General features: G+C 56.3%; 15 protein-coding genes and 1 riboswitch. Of the genes, 6 read left to right on the top strand and 9 right to left on the bottom strand.

What is annotated here, in order from left to right; translation table 11 throughout:
• The first annotated feature begins 14 nt into the window (after nt 1–14).
• On the top strand, nt 15–329 hold the full coding sequence (locus AC236I_RS03425) for a putative quinol monooxygenase (protein WP_004867760.1): 315 nt from the start codon (nt 15–17) through the stop codon (nt 327–329).
• A 79-nt stretch (nt 330–408) separates the two neighbouring features.
• Here the strand turns inward: AC236I_RS03425 and parE are convergent, their stop codons facing one another.
• The 5 genes from parE to nudF are packed head-to-tail and all read right to left on the bottom strand — an operon-like array spanning nt 409 to nt 4,813.
• The gene (gene parE / locus AC236I_RS03420) at nt 409–2,304 is read right to left on the bottom strand and encodes a DNA topoisomerase IV subunit B (RefSeq protein WP_004867763.1); all 1,896 of its coding nucleotides are present in this window, start codon (nt 2,302–2,304) and stop codon (nt 409–411) included.
• Nucleotides 2,305–2,334: 30 nt separating this feature from the next.
• Entirely contained in the window at nt 2,335–2,910 is a 576-nt protein-coding gene (gene yqiA / locus AC236I_RS03415; RefSeq protein WP_004867764.1) for an esterase YqiA, read from the bottom strand.
• Nucleotides 2,910–3,737, bottom strand: a complete 828-nt coding sequence (cpdA, locus tag AC236I_RS03410; protein ID WP_004867768.1) for a 3',5'-cyclic-AMP phosphodiesterase — start codon at nt 3,735–3,737, stop codon at nt 2,910–2,912. The genes yqiA and cpdA overlap by 1 nt, the downstream gene beginning before the upstream one ends.
• 24 nt (nt 3,738–3,761) lie before the next feature.
• On the bottom strand, nt 3,762–4,184 hold the full coding sequence (locus AC236I_RS03405; protein ID WP_004867771.1) for a DUF1249 family protein: 423 nt from the start codon (nt 4,182–4,184) through the stop codon (nt 3,762–3,764).
• Nucleotides 4,181–4,813, bottom strand: coding sequence for an ADP-ribose diphosphatase (gene nudF, locus AC236I_RS03400; RefSeq protein ID WP_004867773.1), 633 nt, complete (start codon nt 4,811–4,813; stop codon nt 4,181–4,183). Before nudF ends, AC236I_RS03405 begins: the two co-directional genes overlap by 4 nt.
• Before the next feature lie 195 nt (nt 4,814–5,008).
• Here nudF and tolC point away from each other — a divergent pair, with 195 nt between their 5' ends.
• From tolC to AC236I_RS03385, 3 genes are all read left to right on the top strand, one after another.
• Nucleotides 5,009–6,481 (top strand): outer membrane channel protein TolC, encoded by a 1,473-nt coding sequence (gene tolC, locus AC236I_RS03395; RefSeq protein ID WP_004867776.1) that lies wholly within the window; start codon nt 5,009–5,011, stop codon nt 6,479–6,481.
• A 171-nt stretch (nt 6,482–6,652) separates the two neighbouring features.
• Nucleotides 6,653–7,324 (top strand): DUF1190 family protein, encoded by a 672-nt coding sequence (locus AC236I_RS03390; protein WP_004867777.1) that lies wholly within the window; start codon nt 6,653–6,655, stop codon nt 7,322–7,324.
• Nucleotides 7,325–7,329: 5 nt separating this feature from the next.
• Nucleotides 7,330–8,490: a glutathionylspermidine synthase family protein gene (locus AC236I_RS03385; protein ID WP_004867780.1), complete on the top strand. Its 1,161-nt coding sequence runs from the start codon at nt 7,330–7,332 to the stop codon at nt 8,488–8,490.
• A 48-nt stretch (nt 8,491–8,538) separates the two neighbouring features.
• Here the strand turns inward: AC236I_RS03385 and ygiD are convergent, their stop codons facing one another.
• Nucleotides 8,539–9,330, bottom strand: coding sequence for a 4,5-DOPA-extradiol-dioxygenase (ygiD, locus tag AC236I_RS03380; protein WP_004867783.1), 792 nt, complete (start codon nt 9,328–9,330; stop codon nt 8,539–8,541).
• A 194-nt stretch (nt 9,331–9,524) separates the two neighbouring features.
• On the opposite strand from ygiD, the gene zupT reads away from it, so the two are divergent.
• A complete protein-coding gene (gene zupT / locus AC236I_RS03375) occupies nt 9,525–10,295 on the top strand; it encodes a zinc transporter ZupT (RefSeq protein WP_032697551.1) in 771 nt (256 codons plus the stop codon).
• Nucleotides 10,296–10,352: 57 nt separating this feature from the next.
• On the opposite strand, the gene ribB is transcribed toward zupT, so the two are convergent.
• The gene (gene ribB, locus AC236I_RS03370; protein ID WP_004867787.1) at nt 10,353–11,006 is read right to left on the bottom strand and encodes a 3,4-dihydroxy-2-butanone-4-phosphate synthase; all 654 of its coding nucleotides are present in this window, start codon (nt 11,004–11,006) and stop codon (nt 10,353–10,355) included.
• A gap of 105 nt (nt 11,007–11,111) precedes the next feature.
• Nucleotides 11,112–11,263, bottom strand: a riboswitch (FMN riboswitch).
• Nucleotides 11,264–11,383: 120 nt separating this feature from the next.
• Here ribB and ubiK point away from each other — a divergent pair.
• A complete protein-coding gene (ubiK, locus tag AC236I_RS03365) occupies nt 11,384–11,653 on the top strand; it encodes a ubiquinone biosynthesis accessory factor UbiK (protein ID WP_004867791.1) in 270 nt (89 codons plus the stop codon).
• 31 nt (nt 11,654–11,684) lie between these two features.
• Here the strand turns inward: ubiK and glgS are convergent, their stop codons facing one another.
• Together glgS and hldE are read right to left on the bottom strand one after the other, a co-directional pair.
• A complete protein-coding gene (gene glgS / locus AC236I_RS03360; protein WP_004867793.1) occupies nt 11,685–11,894 on the bottom strand; it encodes a cell surface composition regulator GlgS in 210 nt (69 codons plus the stop codon).
• A 262-nt stretch (nt 11,895–12,156) separates the two neighbouring features.
• On the bottom strand, nt 12,157–13,590 hold the full coding sequence (hldE, locus tag AC236I_RS03355; protein ID WP_015585701.1) for a bifunctional D-glycero-beta-D-manno-heptose-7-phosphate kinase/D-glycero-beta-D-manno-heptose 1-phosphate adenylyltransferase HldE: 1,434 nt from the start codon (nt 13,588–13,590) through the stop codon (nt 12,157–12,159).
• Nucleotides 13,591–13,621: the final 31 nt, after the last annotated feature.

Genomic DNA, 13,621 nt, shown 5'->3' with positions numbered 1-13,621 from the left:
GAGTTGAGTTAATCATGTTGACAGTGATCGCAGAAATTCGTACACGCCCGGGCCAACATCATCGCCAGGCGGTACTTGATCAGTTTGCAAAACTTGTTCCGGTGGTTTTACAGGAAGAGGGCTGCCACGGCTATGCGCCGCTGGTGGACCACGCTGCCGGCGTGAGTTTCCAGAGCACCTCTCCGGATTCGATCGTCATGGTTGAACAGTGGGAAAGCGTTGCCCATCTTGAAGCGCATCTGCAAACTCCGCATATGAAAGCATACGCTGAAGCGGTGAAAGGCGACGTGCTGGAGACCAGTATCCGTATCCTGCAGTCCGGCATTTAAGCCTGCGCACCCTGCGCACAAAGAAAAAACCAGAAGTGAGTCAGAACTGGCGGAGCGCCAGTTCTGCTTAAACAGCAGGTCAGGCTTCCAGATCCGCCATATCCCCTTTCTCCTGCAGCCAGTTACGTCGGTCTTCCGAACGTTTCTTGGCTAACAGCATATCCATCATCGCGGTAGTCTGCTGCTCATCCTCATCACTGATAATCAGCTGAACCAGGCGGCGGGTATTCGGGTCAAGCGTGGTTTCACGCAGCTGCATCGGGTTCATCTCACCCAGCCCTTTAAAGCGCTGTACGTTCGGTTTGCCCTTCTTACGTTTGAGCTGCTCCAGCACGCCGGCTTTCTCTTCTTCCGTCAGCGCGTAGTAAACCTCTTTGCCGAGATCGATACGGTACAAAGGCGGCAGCGCAACGTGGACGTGCCCGTGCTTCACCAGCGTGCGGAAGTGCTTCACAAACAGCGCACACAGCAGCGTGGCAATGTGCAGGCCATCGGAGTCCGCATCCGCGAGAATACAAATCTTGCCGTAGCGGAGCTGACTTAAGTCGTCGCTGTCCGGATCGATACCGATCGCCACCGAAATGTCGTGCACCTCTTGCGAGGCCAGCACTTCATCAGATGAGACTTCCCAGGTATTAAGGATTTTACCCTTCAGCGGCATAATCGCCTGATATTCCCGGTCGCGCGCCTGCTTGGCAGAACCGCCTGCCGAGTCCCCTTCCACCAGAAACAGCTCGGTACGGTTCAGATCCTGGGCGGTACAGTCCGCCAGCTTGCCCGGCAGCGCGGGGCCGCTGGTCAGCTTTTTACGAACCACCTTTTTGGCAGCGCGCATCCGGCGCTGAGCGCTGGAGATGGCCATCTCGGCAAGCAGCTCCGCGGCCTGAACGTTCTGGTTCAGCCACAGGCTGAAGGCATCTTTCACCACCCCGGAGACAAACGCCGCGCACTGACGCGAAGAGAGGCGCTCTTTGGTCTGACCGGCAAACTGCGGATCCTGCATTTTCACCGACAGCACGTAGGCACAGCGATCCCAGATATCTTCCGCAGACAGCTTCACGCCGCGCGGCAGGATATTGCGATATTCACAGAACTCGCGCATCGCTTCGAGCAGCCCCTGGCGCAGGCCGTTAACATGGGTACCGCCCTGCATGGTCGGGATCAGGTTAACGTAGCTTTCGGTCAGCAGCTCCCCGCCTTCCGGTAGCCACAGCAGCGCCCAGTCGACCGCTTCGGTTTCGCCGGAGAAGTTGCCGACGAACGGTTTTTCCGGCAGCAGCGGCAGGCCGTTCACCGCTTCGCACAGGTAATCAGTCAGGCCGTCCTGGTAACACCAGCGCTGTTCGCTGTTGTTTACCTGGTCACGGAAGACAATCTCGACCCCGGGGCAAAGCACGGCTTTAGCTTTGAGTACATGCGTCAGACGCGAGACGGAAAAACGCGGACTGTCAAAGAAGCTCTCATCCGGCCAGAAATGCACGCTGGTTCCGGTATTGCGTTTACCGCAGGTACCGGTGACATGAAGATCTTCAACTTTATCGCCGTTCTCGAAGGCGATGCTGTAGATCTGGCCATCGCGGCGGACGTTCACTTCCACACGCTTCGACAGGGCGTTGACCACCGAAATACCCACCCCGTGCAGGCCACCCGAGAACTGGTAGTTCTTGCTGGAGAATTTGCCGCCCGCATGCAGCCGGCACAGGATCAGCTCAACCGCCGGAACCCCTTCTTCCGGGTGGATATCAACCGGCATCCCGCGTCCATCGTCGATCACTTCCAGCGATTGATCGGCATGAAGAATGACCTCCACGCGTTTCGCATGGCCAGCCAGTGCTTCATCCACACTGTTATCAATAACTTCCTGGCCGAGATGGTTAGGACGTGTTGTGTCAGTGTACATCCCCGGACGGCGGCGAACCGGCTCTAGCCCGGTGAGTACCTCAATGGCATCAGCGTTATATGAAGATTGCGTCATGGTGTGTATTCGTAGGTCATCCAGGGCCGCTTAACGCAGACCCAGAAAATCGATAATCTGAGTGAAATGATCTTCAAAGCCGACAAATGCGTGATTGCCGCCCTCCTCTACCGTCTGCCGGCATGAGGCGTAGTAAGCAACGGCCTGGCGGTAATCAAGCACTTCATCGCCCGTTTGCTGCAGCAGCCAGATTAAATCAGGCGCTTCCAGCGGGTCGATTTGCATGACTTTGAGATCGTAAATATGGCGTGACTCTAGCACATATTGCTGCCCCGTGTACGGATTCTCATTGGGGCCAAGGAAATTGTTCAGCAGTTCAAACGGGCGTACCGCCGGGTTAACCACCACCGTCGGCAGCATAAAACACTGCGATAGCCAGGTGGCATAGTAGCCTCCCAGCGAAGACCCCACCACCCCCAGCGGTTCCCCGCCGCGTTCCAGCACAATGGCTTCCAGCATCTCCGCCGCTTCTGCCGGGTAGGCGGGTAGCTCAGGCACCACCATCGTAATCTCGGGAAAGGTCTGCGTCAGCCAGTCCTTCAACGCCGTCGCTTTTGCCGACCGCGGTGAACTGTTAAAACCATGCAGATAAAGGAGCGTAGCCATCAGTATCCTTCTGAAGCAATATCCGGGTGAAACTTCACGCCGTTAAGGCGGCAAACTTCCGTGGTCAAGGTACCGTCGGCGTGCAGTTCCAGCCAGCGCCAGCCGGGAGAAATGGTATCCAGGGTAAAATTGGCGCAATGCGGCTTAAACTGTACGCAGGTCGAGGGAGTGGCCATCATCCGCCGCCCGTTCCAGTTGAGGTCCAGTTCCTGGTGAATATGGCCGCAGAGTAAATGTTTTACGCGCGGGAAAGCGGCCAGCGCACGATCCAGAGCCCCGGCGTTCCGCAGGCTGTGTTGATCCAACCAGCTACAACCCGAAGGGAGCGGATGATGATGCAACAGCAGCAGCGTATAACGCTCAGGCTCTTCCGCCAGCTTCTGCTCCAGCCACTCAAGCTGAAAGTCGCTCAGCTCGCCGTGGGGAACGCCAAACACCTGGCTGTCCAACAGCAATATTTGCCAACGATCGCCCAGCAAGACCCTTTTGGCCGGGGAAATACCTGATTCCTGCAGCGTGCTGTACATCGCCGGCTGGAAGTCATGATTGCCCGGCAACCAGACGCAGGGCGCGGCAAAACTCGCGATACCTTCAGCAAAGTGCTGATAGGCCGCGGCTGAATGGTCCTGCGCCAGATCGCCTGTTGCTACTATAAGATCGCATGGACGCTGTGAGGCATGGATGGCATCCAGCACGGCCTGGTAGCTTTCCCAGGTATTGATACCTAACAGCGTTTCATGTTTTTCAGCAAACAGGTGAGTATCAGTAATTTGTAATATCCTGACTCTGGTCTCACCAGCCAGAGGCAGATTCAACAGGCTTTCCAAATGGTGTCCTTAGGTTTCACGACGCTAACAAACCGGAATCGCCATCGCTCCATGTGCTAAACAGTATCTCAGCCAGTCCGCCAGGAACTGATTAATTTGATGCTTTTCGTCGCGTTGATGCAACTTTTTATTAGGATAATCATACTTTGCTTTGAAGCGAAAGATCTGCTGAGTCGAACACACTTCAGCGACCATCGCGTCATGATACAGACGTACCGTCATTGACGGTAAACTCCAGTAACTTACCGCCGGAACCGTCTGCTCAATTGACACTAATGTAGTGTAGCGGGTCGACTCGACGATAGTTAATCGATATTGCGCATTGCCCACCTGATAGCCCGCGACATCGCCGGCTGCATCGGTTCGAGGCAACAAGCGGCGCAACTGAGCAAAATTGGTTTCACACAGGCGCATCATTTCCGGGAAGTCAGGTGTATAACGCTTCATTTTGTCCACTCATTACGTAAATTGTGATAATGCAATTGCAGCCATTGCAAGGCGATGACAGAGGCCGCGTTGTCGATTTTCCCCTCTTCAACCCACTGATAAGCCTGCTCCCGGCTTACCACATGCACCCGGATGTCTTCATTTTCATCCGCCAGACCGTGAATCCCTTTTGCCGTTGTGGCATCGACTTCACCGACCAGAATCGACAGTCTTTCGCTGGTGCCGCCTGGGCTGGCCAGGTAGCTCAAGACCGGTTTTGTCCGCCCGACGACCAGCCCGGCTTCTTCTACCGCTTCGCGGCGGGCAACGTCCTCGGGGGTCTCACCGTCCTCAATCATACCGGCGACCATTTCAAGCAGCCACGGGCTCTCGCTGGTATCATACGCGGCGATGCGGATTTGCTCGACCAGCACCACTTCATCACGTACCGGGTCAAAGGGTAGCAAGACTGCGGCATGCCCGCGCTCAAAAATTTCGCGCGTCACCTCGCCGCTCATTCCACCGTTAAACAGGCGATGGCGAAAACGGTATAAATCCAGCGAAAAAAAACCACGATAAAGCGTTTCGCGTGCAATAATTTCTACATCGTTTTTAGAGAAGGTGATTCCTTGCTGATTGGGCTTGCTCATTGTCTCTGTCCTGCGCATCCGAAAGTAAGGATTTATAAGCCGTTTGGCTATCGTTTTACAGCCTGTATGTTAGATTGGTGCAAATTACCGCCGGATGGCACGTAACGCCAACTTTTTACCGCGGCAGACTCGATACAATCAGCAAATATATTTAGAATTTGGGCAGCGCTTTATGCTTCACAACAAGGAATGCAAATGAAGAAACTTTTCCCCATCCTCATCGGTCTGGGCCTGACTGGCTTCAGCGCCATGAGCCAGGCAGAAAACCTGATGCAGGTTTATCAGCAGGCGCGCGTCAGCAACCCTGACCTGCGTAAATCAGCAGCCGATCGTGATGCTGCATTCGAGAAGATCAATGAAGCACGTAGCCCGTTACTGCCTCAGCTTGGTCTGGGCGCAGATTATACTTACACCAATGGCTATCGCGACAGCAACGGCGTGAACTCGAACGTCACCAGCGGCTCGCTGCAGTTAACGCAGACCCTGTTTGATATGTCGAAGTGGCGCGCCCTGACGCTGCAGGAAAAAGCGGCCGGTATTCAGGATGTCACCTATCAGACTGACCAGCAAACGCTGATTCTGAACACCGCGACGGCTTACTTTAACGTCCTCAGCGCGATTGATACGCTTTCCTATACCGAAGCGCAGAAGCAGGCAATTTACCGCCAGTTGGATCAGACCACACAGCGCTTTAACGTAGGCCTTGTGGCGATCACCGACGTGCAGAACGCCCGTTCACAGTACGATTCAGTACTGGCAAACGAAGTGACCGCACGCAACAACCTCGACAACGCGGTAGAAGCGCTGCGCCAGGTAACCGGCAACTACTATCCGGAGCTGGCATCGCTGAACGTAGACGGCTTTAAAACCAACAAACCGCAGACGGTAAATGCGCTGCTGAAGGAAGCGGAAAACCGCAACCTGTCGCTGCTGCAGGCGCGTCTGAACCAGGACCTCGCCCGCGAACAGATTCGCCAGGCGCAGGACGGCCATCTGCCGACCCTGGATTTAACCGCCTCGACCGGGATCTCAAACACCACCTACAACGGTTCAAAAACCAACGATCCAACGCGCTATGGCGACACTGATGCCGGGCAGAACAAAATTGGCCTGAGCTTCTCGCTGCCGCTGTATCAGGGCGGGATGGTGAACTCGCAGGTGAAACAGGCGCAGTACAACTTCGTTGGCGCCAGCGAACAGCTGGAAAGCTCACATCGCAGCGTAGTTCAGACCGTTCGTTCTTCCTTTAATAACATCAACGCCTCTATCAGCAGCATCAACGCCTACAAACAGGCGGTGGTCTCTGCGCAGAGCTCCCTTGATGCGATGGAAGCCGGCTATTCCGTGGGGACGCGTACCATCGTCGACGTCCTGGATGCCACCACCACTCTGTACAACGCGAAGCAGCAGCTCTCCAGCGCACGTTATAACTACCTGATTAACCAGCTGAACATTAAATCTGCGCTCGGTACTCTGAACGAGCAGGATCTGCTGGCGCTGAACAACACGCTGGGCAAACCGGTCTCGACATCACCAGATAGCGTCGCACCGGAAACCCCGCAGCAGGATGCTAACGCTGATGGCTACAGCAGCAATGCAGCCCCGGCGGCAACACCGGCTTCGACCCGCACCACGAAAACCAGCGGCGCGAATCCTTTCCGCCAGTAATCGTCGTTGCGTCATGGCGCTTCGCTTAACGAATTCCGCTAAGCGAAGCGCTAAACGTAAGGCAACGTAAAGATCCCCTCCTTTCCCTCCCTCTTCGCTTCATTTTCCACCACTCATCCTCTATCCTGAGCGTTAACAAACCGCAATACCACTGGGTCCTGGAAGACAAATATGAAACGGACAAAAAATATCAATCATGCCTCGTTCCGTAAAAGCTGGAGCGCGCGCCATCTGACGCCGGTCGCCCTTGCCGTTACGGCCGTATTTATGCTTGCCGGTTGTGAAAAAACCGACGAGACGGTTTCTCTGTACCAAAACGCCGATGACTGCTCTGCAGCCAACCCGGGCAAAAGCGCAGAATGCACCACCGCTTTCAACAACGCGCAGAAGGAAGCGGTGCGTACCGCGCCGAAATACGCCACGCGCGAAGATTGCGTCGCTGAATTCGGCGAAGGCCAGTGCCAGCAAACGCCGGCTCAGGCAGGCGTCGCGCCAGAAAACCAGGCGCAGGCACAAAGCAGCGGCAGCTTCTGGATGCCGTTGATGGCAGGCTACATGATGGGCCGTATGATGGGTGGCGGCATGGGCGCACAGCAGCCGCTGTTCAGCTCGAAAAACCCGGCCAGCCCAGCCTATGGTCAGTACACCGATGCCGGCGGTAAGAGCTACGGCGCCGCACAGCCGGGCCGGACGATGAATGTACCGAAAACAGCGATGGCACCAAAACCCGCTACCACCAGCACCGTCACTCGCGGCGGGTTTGGTGAGTCGGTCGCGAAGCAATCTGCTATGCAGCGCAGCGCTGCAGGCACCAGTTCGACTAAACGCTCAATGGGCGGCTAAATCACATGGAAAGAATCAGCATCACGGAACGCCCGGACTGGCGTGAGAAGGCGACCGAATACGGCTTCAACTTTCATACCATGTATGGCGAGCCGTACTGGAGCGAAGAGGCCTATTACAAACTGACGCTGGCCCAGGTTGAAAAGCTTGAAGAGGTCACCGCCGGGCTACACCAGATGTGCCTGCAGGCAGTGGAAAAAGTCGTCGCCAGCGATGAGCTGATGGCGAAGTTCCGCATTCCGAAACATACCTGGGGCTTCGTGCGCCAGTCGTGGAAAACCAACCAGCCGTCGCTCTACTCGCGTCTCGATCTGGCATGGGACGGCGTGGGCGAACCGAAGCTGCTGGAGAACAACGCCGATACCCCAACCTCGCTGTATGAAGCCGCCTTCTTCCAGTGGATTTGGCTGGAAGATCAGATCAACGCCGGCCAGCTGCCAGCAGGCAGCGACCAGTTCAACAGCCTGCAGGAAAAGCTGATCGAGCGTTTTTCCGAGCTGCGCGAACAGTTTGGCTTCCAGCTGCTGCATATGGCCTGCTGCCGCGATACCGAAGAAGATCGCGGTACCGTGCAGTATCTGCAGGACTGTGCCGCAGAAGCGGGTGTGGCGACCGAGTTTCTGTATATCGAAGATATCGGCCTGGGTGAAAAAGGTCAGTTTACCGACCTGCAGGATCAGGTGATTGGCAACCTGTTCAAGCTCTACCCGTGGGAGTATATGCTGCGCGAGATGTTCTCTACCAAACTGGAAGACGCGGGCGTACGCTGGCTCGAACCGGCGTGGAAGAGCATCATCTCGAACAAAGCTCTGCTTCCGCTGCTGTGGGAGATGTTTCCGAACCACCCTAATCTGCTGGCGGCTTACTTCAGCGAAGATGCGCATCCGGAGATGGAGAAGTACGTCATTAAGCCGATCTTCTCCCGTGAAGGGGCCAACGTGTCGATCGTGGAAAACGGCAAAGTACTGGAAGCGGTAGAGGGTCCATACGGAGAAGAAGGCACTATCGTGCAGGAGTTCTATCCGCTGCCGAAGTTTGGTGACAGCTACACGCTGATCGGCAGCTGGCTCATCAACGATATGCCCGCCGGGATTGGCGTACGCGAGGATCGGGCGCTGATCACCCAGGATCTGTCGCGTTTCTACCCGCACATTTTCGTCGAATAAGATCTGCCCCGGCCGCGCTAACGCCTGCCGGGGTTTTTCCGCTACCTTCTACGCCCCAATCAGCACCGACAGCATGCTCAGCGATCCCATCTCCATCCCTTCCACCGGAATAGTTATCGGCTCTTCGCCGTCCCAGGTACCCAGAACGTAGAGCAGCGGCAGGAAGTGATCCGCCGTCGGATTAGAAAGCGATCCGCCCTCATGCGCCAGATAGTTCACCAGCGGATGCTCTGCAACCGGTCCCTTCCAGCTCAGGTTGGTCTTGACGTAGTCATTAAATGATTCCGCCCACGGGTAAGGCGTGCTCTCGCCATGCCAGCGTGCCGTTCTCAGGTTATGCACCACGTTACCGCTCGCCACCAGCATGATACCTTCATCGCGTAGCGCCGCCAGCTTACGTCCCATTTCCATATGCCAGGCTGCCGGTTTGGTGCTGTCGATGCTCAGCTGCACCATCGGGATATCCGCATCGGGGTACATTTTTATCAGCACGCCCCATGAGCCATGATCGAAGCCCCAGGCTTCTTTATCCAGGGTCACGGGCACCGGCGCCAGCAGCTCAACCAGACGCTGCGCCAGTTCAGGAGAACCGGGAGCCGGGTAATGCGTATCGTACAGCGCCTGCGGGAAGCCGCCAAAATCGTGGATCGTCTTCGGCGTTTCCATAGCCGTGACGCCGGTACCGCGAGTAAACCAGTGCGCAGAGACTACAACGATAGCTTTTGGCCGCGGCAATGTTTCGCCCAGCTGCCGCCAGGCGCGGGTATAGACGTTATCTTCCAGCACGTTCATCGGGCTGCCGTGGCCTAAAAACAACGCTGGCATTCGGGTACGGGACATGGTGATATCCTTAAACAGAGGAATTGTGATGCCTCAACATTACGCTTTTTTGCATCAGGATAAACTCAGATAAGCATGATGATGATCGTCAGAAAATTTGAATGTAATTCGCTGTAAAGGGTCGCATCGCCCTCTCGTCGTGAGCTGATAATCTGGATATCATTAATGATAATCATTATCAAAGGAAATGAATAATGTCGTCACCCTTAATATTGACGCTGCTGGCGGGTAGCGCCACATTCATCGGGGCTATTTTTGGCGTCCTGGGTCAGAAGCCATCCAACCGGCTGCTGGGATTTTCCCTGGGCTTTGCCGCGGGTATCATGCTGCTTATCTCGCTGATGGAGATGCTGCCCGCCGCGCTGAACGCGGAGGGCATGTCGCCGCTGCTCGGTTACGGCATGTTTGTCATCGGCCTGCTGGGCTACTTTGCGCTTGACCGCATGCTGCCCCACGCGCATCCGCAGGATCTAATGTCGCCGGGTATGCCGCGTCCGCGTAACCTCCGCCGAACCGCCATGTTGTTGACTCTGGGCATCAGCCTGCACAACTTTCCGGAAGGGATCGCCACCTTTGTAACGGCCAGTAATAACCTCGAGCTGGGCATGGGCGTCGCGCTGGCGGTCGCTTTACACAATATTCCCGAGGGGCTGGCGGTGGCCGGGCCGGTTTATGCCGCCACCGGTTCACGGTATAAGGCGGTACTCTGGGCAGGGCTTTCCGGTATGGCGGAAATTCTCGGCGGCCTGCTGGCCTGGCTGATCCTCGGAAGCCTGGTGTCACCGGTCATGATGGGCGCCATTATGGCCGCCGTTGCCGGGATCATGGTGGCGCTGTCGGTCGATGAGCTGATGCCGCTGGCAAAAGAGATCGATCCGCAGAGCAACCCAAGCTATGGCGTACTGTGCGGCATGTCGGTGATGGGATTAAGTCTGGTTGCGCTGCAGGCAATGGGCATTGGCTGATGGCAAAAACAACAAAGCCCACGCTGAGGTGGGCTTTGTCTTGAGGCGGGGCCAGAATCAGCTGGCTTTGCGCTCATGTGCGCGGCGATAGGCCACCAGATCTTCAATGGTGACCACGGCCATATTCTGCTTCTGTGCGAACGCAATGCACTCTGGCGCCCGCGCCATAGTGCCATCGTCGTTCGTCAGTTCACACAGCACGCCAGCCGGCTTAAAGCCCGCCAGCGTCACCAGATCGATGGTCGCTTCAGTATGACCACCGCGGGTCAACACGCCGCCCGGCTGCGCACGCAGCGGGAAGACATGGCCTGGACGGTTGAGATCGGAAGGTTTAGCGCCGTCGGCAATGGCCGCGCGCACGGTGGTCACGCGGTCAGCGGCGGAAACGCCGGTGGTGACGCCTGCTGCAGCTTCGATGGTCACGGTAAAACCGGTGCCGTATGCGCTGGTGTTGTTTTCCACCATCATCGGCAGGTCAAGCTGCTTACGGCGTTCATCGGTCAGGCACAGGCAGACAATGCCGCTGCCGTGGCGAATGGTCAGCGCCATCTGCTCAACGGTCATGGTTTCGGCGGCGAAAATCATGTCGCCTTCGTTTTCACGGTCTTCATCATCAAGCACCATCACACCGCGGCCTTCGCGCAGTGCATTTAAAGCGTGTTCCACACGTTCAAAAGCGGTACCAAAAGAGGAAAGGAGCGTCTGATTCATGGTAAATAAACCTCATTAAAATTATGGTTACCAGAATCAGGGCAGTCTTAGGAGCGCCGGTTTAGCGGCAAAAGTCAACGCAAGCGGATCGAAACCCGACTGAGCCGTTACTCTCTCCCATCCGGACTTTAACCGTCGGCCCCGGAATTACACCGGATCTGCTGACCTTTCTGCTGTTGCAGAAAGCGCTCGCGGGCTTTCAACGCCATGGTTGATTTACCGCCGGTGGGGAATTTCGCCCCGCCCTGAGAATAAGCGAGATCACTATAACGCTATTGATTATCATCGGCAATGCATAAGCTTCAAACATTTCTGGTTTATAGGCAGCGTCGATCGCACTACAATGAGCGATAAATCGACCAGAGCAGGAAACCACCATGATTGACCCGAAAAAAATTGAACAAATCGCCCGCCAGGTCCATGAATCGATGCCGAAAGGCCTTCGCGATCTTGGGGAAGATGTCGAGAAAAAGATCCGTCAGGTACTCCAGTCACAGCTGACCCGCCTGGATTTGGTCAGTCGCGAAGAGTTTGATGTGCAGACGCAGGTGCTGCTGCGCACCCGCGAAAAACTGGCGCTGCTGGAGCAGCGAATCAGCGATCTGGAAAGCCGCGCGGCCGCCCCGACCGTCGAAGAGAAGCAGTAAAAAATAACGGGCCCTCAGGCCCGTTGTTGTTTCAGTGTTCTAGCTCTGGTTCCGACGCTGCCTCTTCACTCACCTGACGGCAGTAGAGCTCATACCGTTGGCAAAACCATTCACGATGATCTTCATCCATATTGCCGACTATAGCCTGGAGATCAACGGAGTGTCCTTGTGCATGCATTCTGGCGAAACTCAGGGCCAGAAAATCAAAGTTCTTCATTGAATACAGTTCGTGATGATTCATCCGCATACTCCTTCAGCCGTGTGTGTTCTGATTGGTCATATGCTTTCTACTGACTTCAGTATTTATACTTACGCTAACGCTTTCTGTACGAAAAATGCGCTCAAATCGCCTGTTTATTGCGCTGAATCATCTCTGTCATCAATAAATAAAAAAAAGCCGGCGATCTGACGATCGTCGGCTATTTTTGTCGGACGTTATCCGGGTTTCTTCGGCCTCGCGATACGCAACCCGCTCCCCCAGGACGCCCGCCCGGCGCGACAAATTACTTACCGCTGTCTTTCTGGATCTTCTTAATGATGTTGGTCGTAGAGCAACCATCTTCAAAGTTCAGCACCAGAACGTCGCCGCCGTTCGCCCAGACTTCCTCGCTACCCGCGATATCTTCCGGCTTATAGTCGCCGCCTTTGACCAGCAGGTCCGGCAGAATGCCGGCAATCAGGCGCTGCGGCGTATCCTCTTCAAATGAGACGACCCAGTCGACGGCTTCCAGCGCGCCGAGCACGATCATACGCTGCTCCAGCGGGTTAACCGGACGAGACTCGCCTTTCAGACGTTTGGTCGACGCATCGCTGTTGACCGCAACGATCAGGCGATCGCCGAGCTTGCGCGCATTAGCCAGATAAGAGACGTGGCCCGCGTGCAGAATGTCAAACACGCCGTTGGTCATCACCACTTTCTCGCCGCGCTTACGCGCCGCCGCAACGGCCTGTTTCAGTTCATCTTCGTTCATCACGCCGAACCCGGTCTCCGCGCGCCCGCGCACGGCGTTTTCCAGCTCGATAGGTGAAACGGTGGATGTCCCCAGCTTGCCGACCACGACGCCGGCCGCCGCGTTGGCAAAGTAGCACGCCTCTTCCAGAGTGTTGCCGGAGGCCAGCGTCGCCGCCAGCACGCCAATGACCGTATCGCCGGCACCGGTGACGTCATACACTTCTTGCGCCTGAGTCGGCATATGCAACGGCGGACGGCCCGGCTGCAACAGCGTCATCCCCTGCTCGGAACGAGTCACCAGCAGCGCAGAGAGTTCGAAATCCGCAATAATTTTCAGGCCGCGTTCGACAATATCCGCTTCGTCTTTGCACTTGCCCGCTACGGCTTCAAATTCGGAGAGGTTCGGCGTCAGCAGCGTGGCGCCGCGATAGCGTTCAAAATCGGTGCCTTTCGGATCGATCAGCACCGGTACGCCGGCATCGCGCGCCAGCTTAATCATGGTCTGCACGCTGGCCAGCGCGCCTTTTGCATAATCGGACAATACCAGCGCCCCGATGGTACCCAGCGCCTGCTGAATGCGGTCGTGCATGGGCTGCGGATCGACGCCGGAGAATCCCTCTTCGAAATCCAGGCGGATCAGCTGCTGGTTGCGCGACAGCACGCGCAGCTTGGTGATAGTCGGGTGAGTCGGCACGGAGACAAAATCGCACTTCACGTTGACATCCGCCAGCGCCTTACTGAGCGCACGCGCTGCATCATCAATCCCGGTCAGGCCAACCAGGCGAGAGGTCGCACCGAGAGAGGCGATGTTCATCGCCACGTTTGCCGCACCGCCGGGACGCTCTTCGATATTTTCCACCTTGACCACCGGTACCGGGGCTTCGGGGGAAATACGGCTGGTGGGACCATACCAGTAGCGGTCCAGCATGACATCGCCAACCACCAACACTCCTGCACGTTCAAACTCCGGCAGCGTTACTTTCATGACTCTCTCCTGCGAGATACAAACTTTGCGC

The organism is Klebsiella sp. Sb-30 (genome assembly GCF_057652795.1).
The sequence above is the reverse complement of the archived record's forward strand: the minus strand, read 5'-3'. Positions and strand labels throughout refer to the sequence as shown.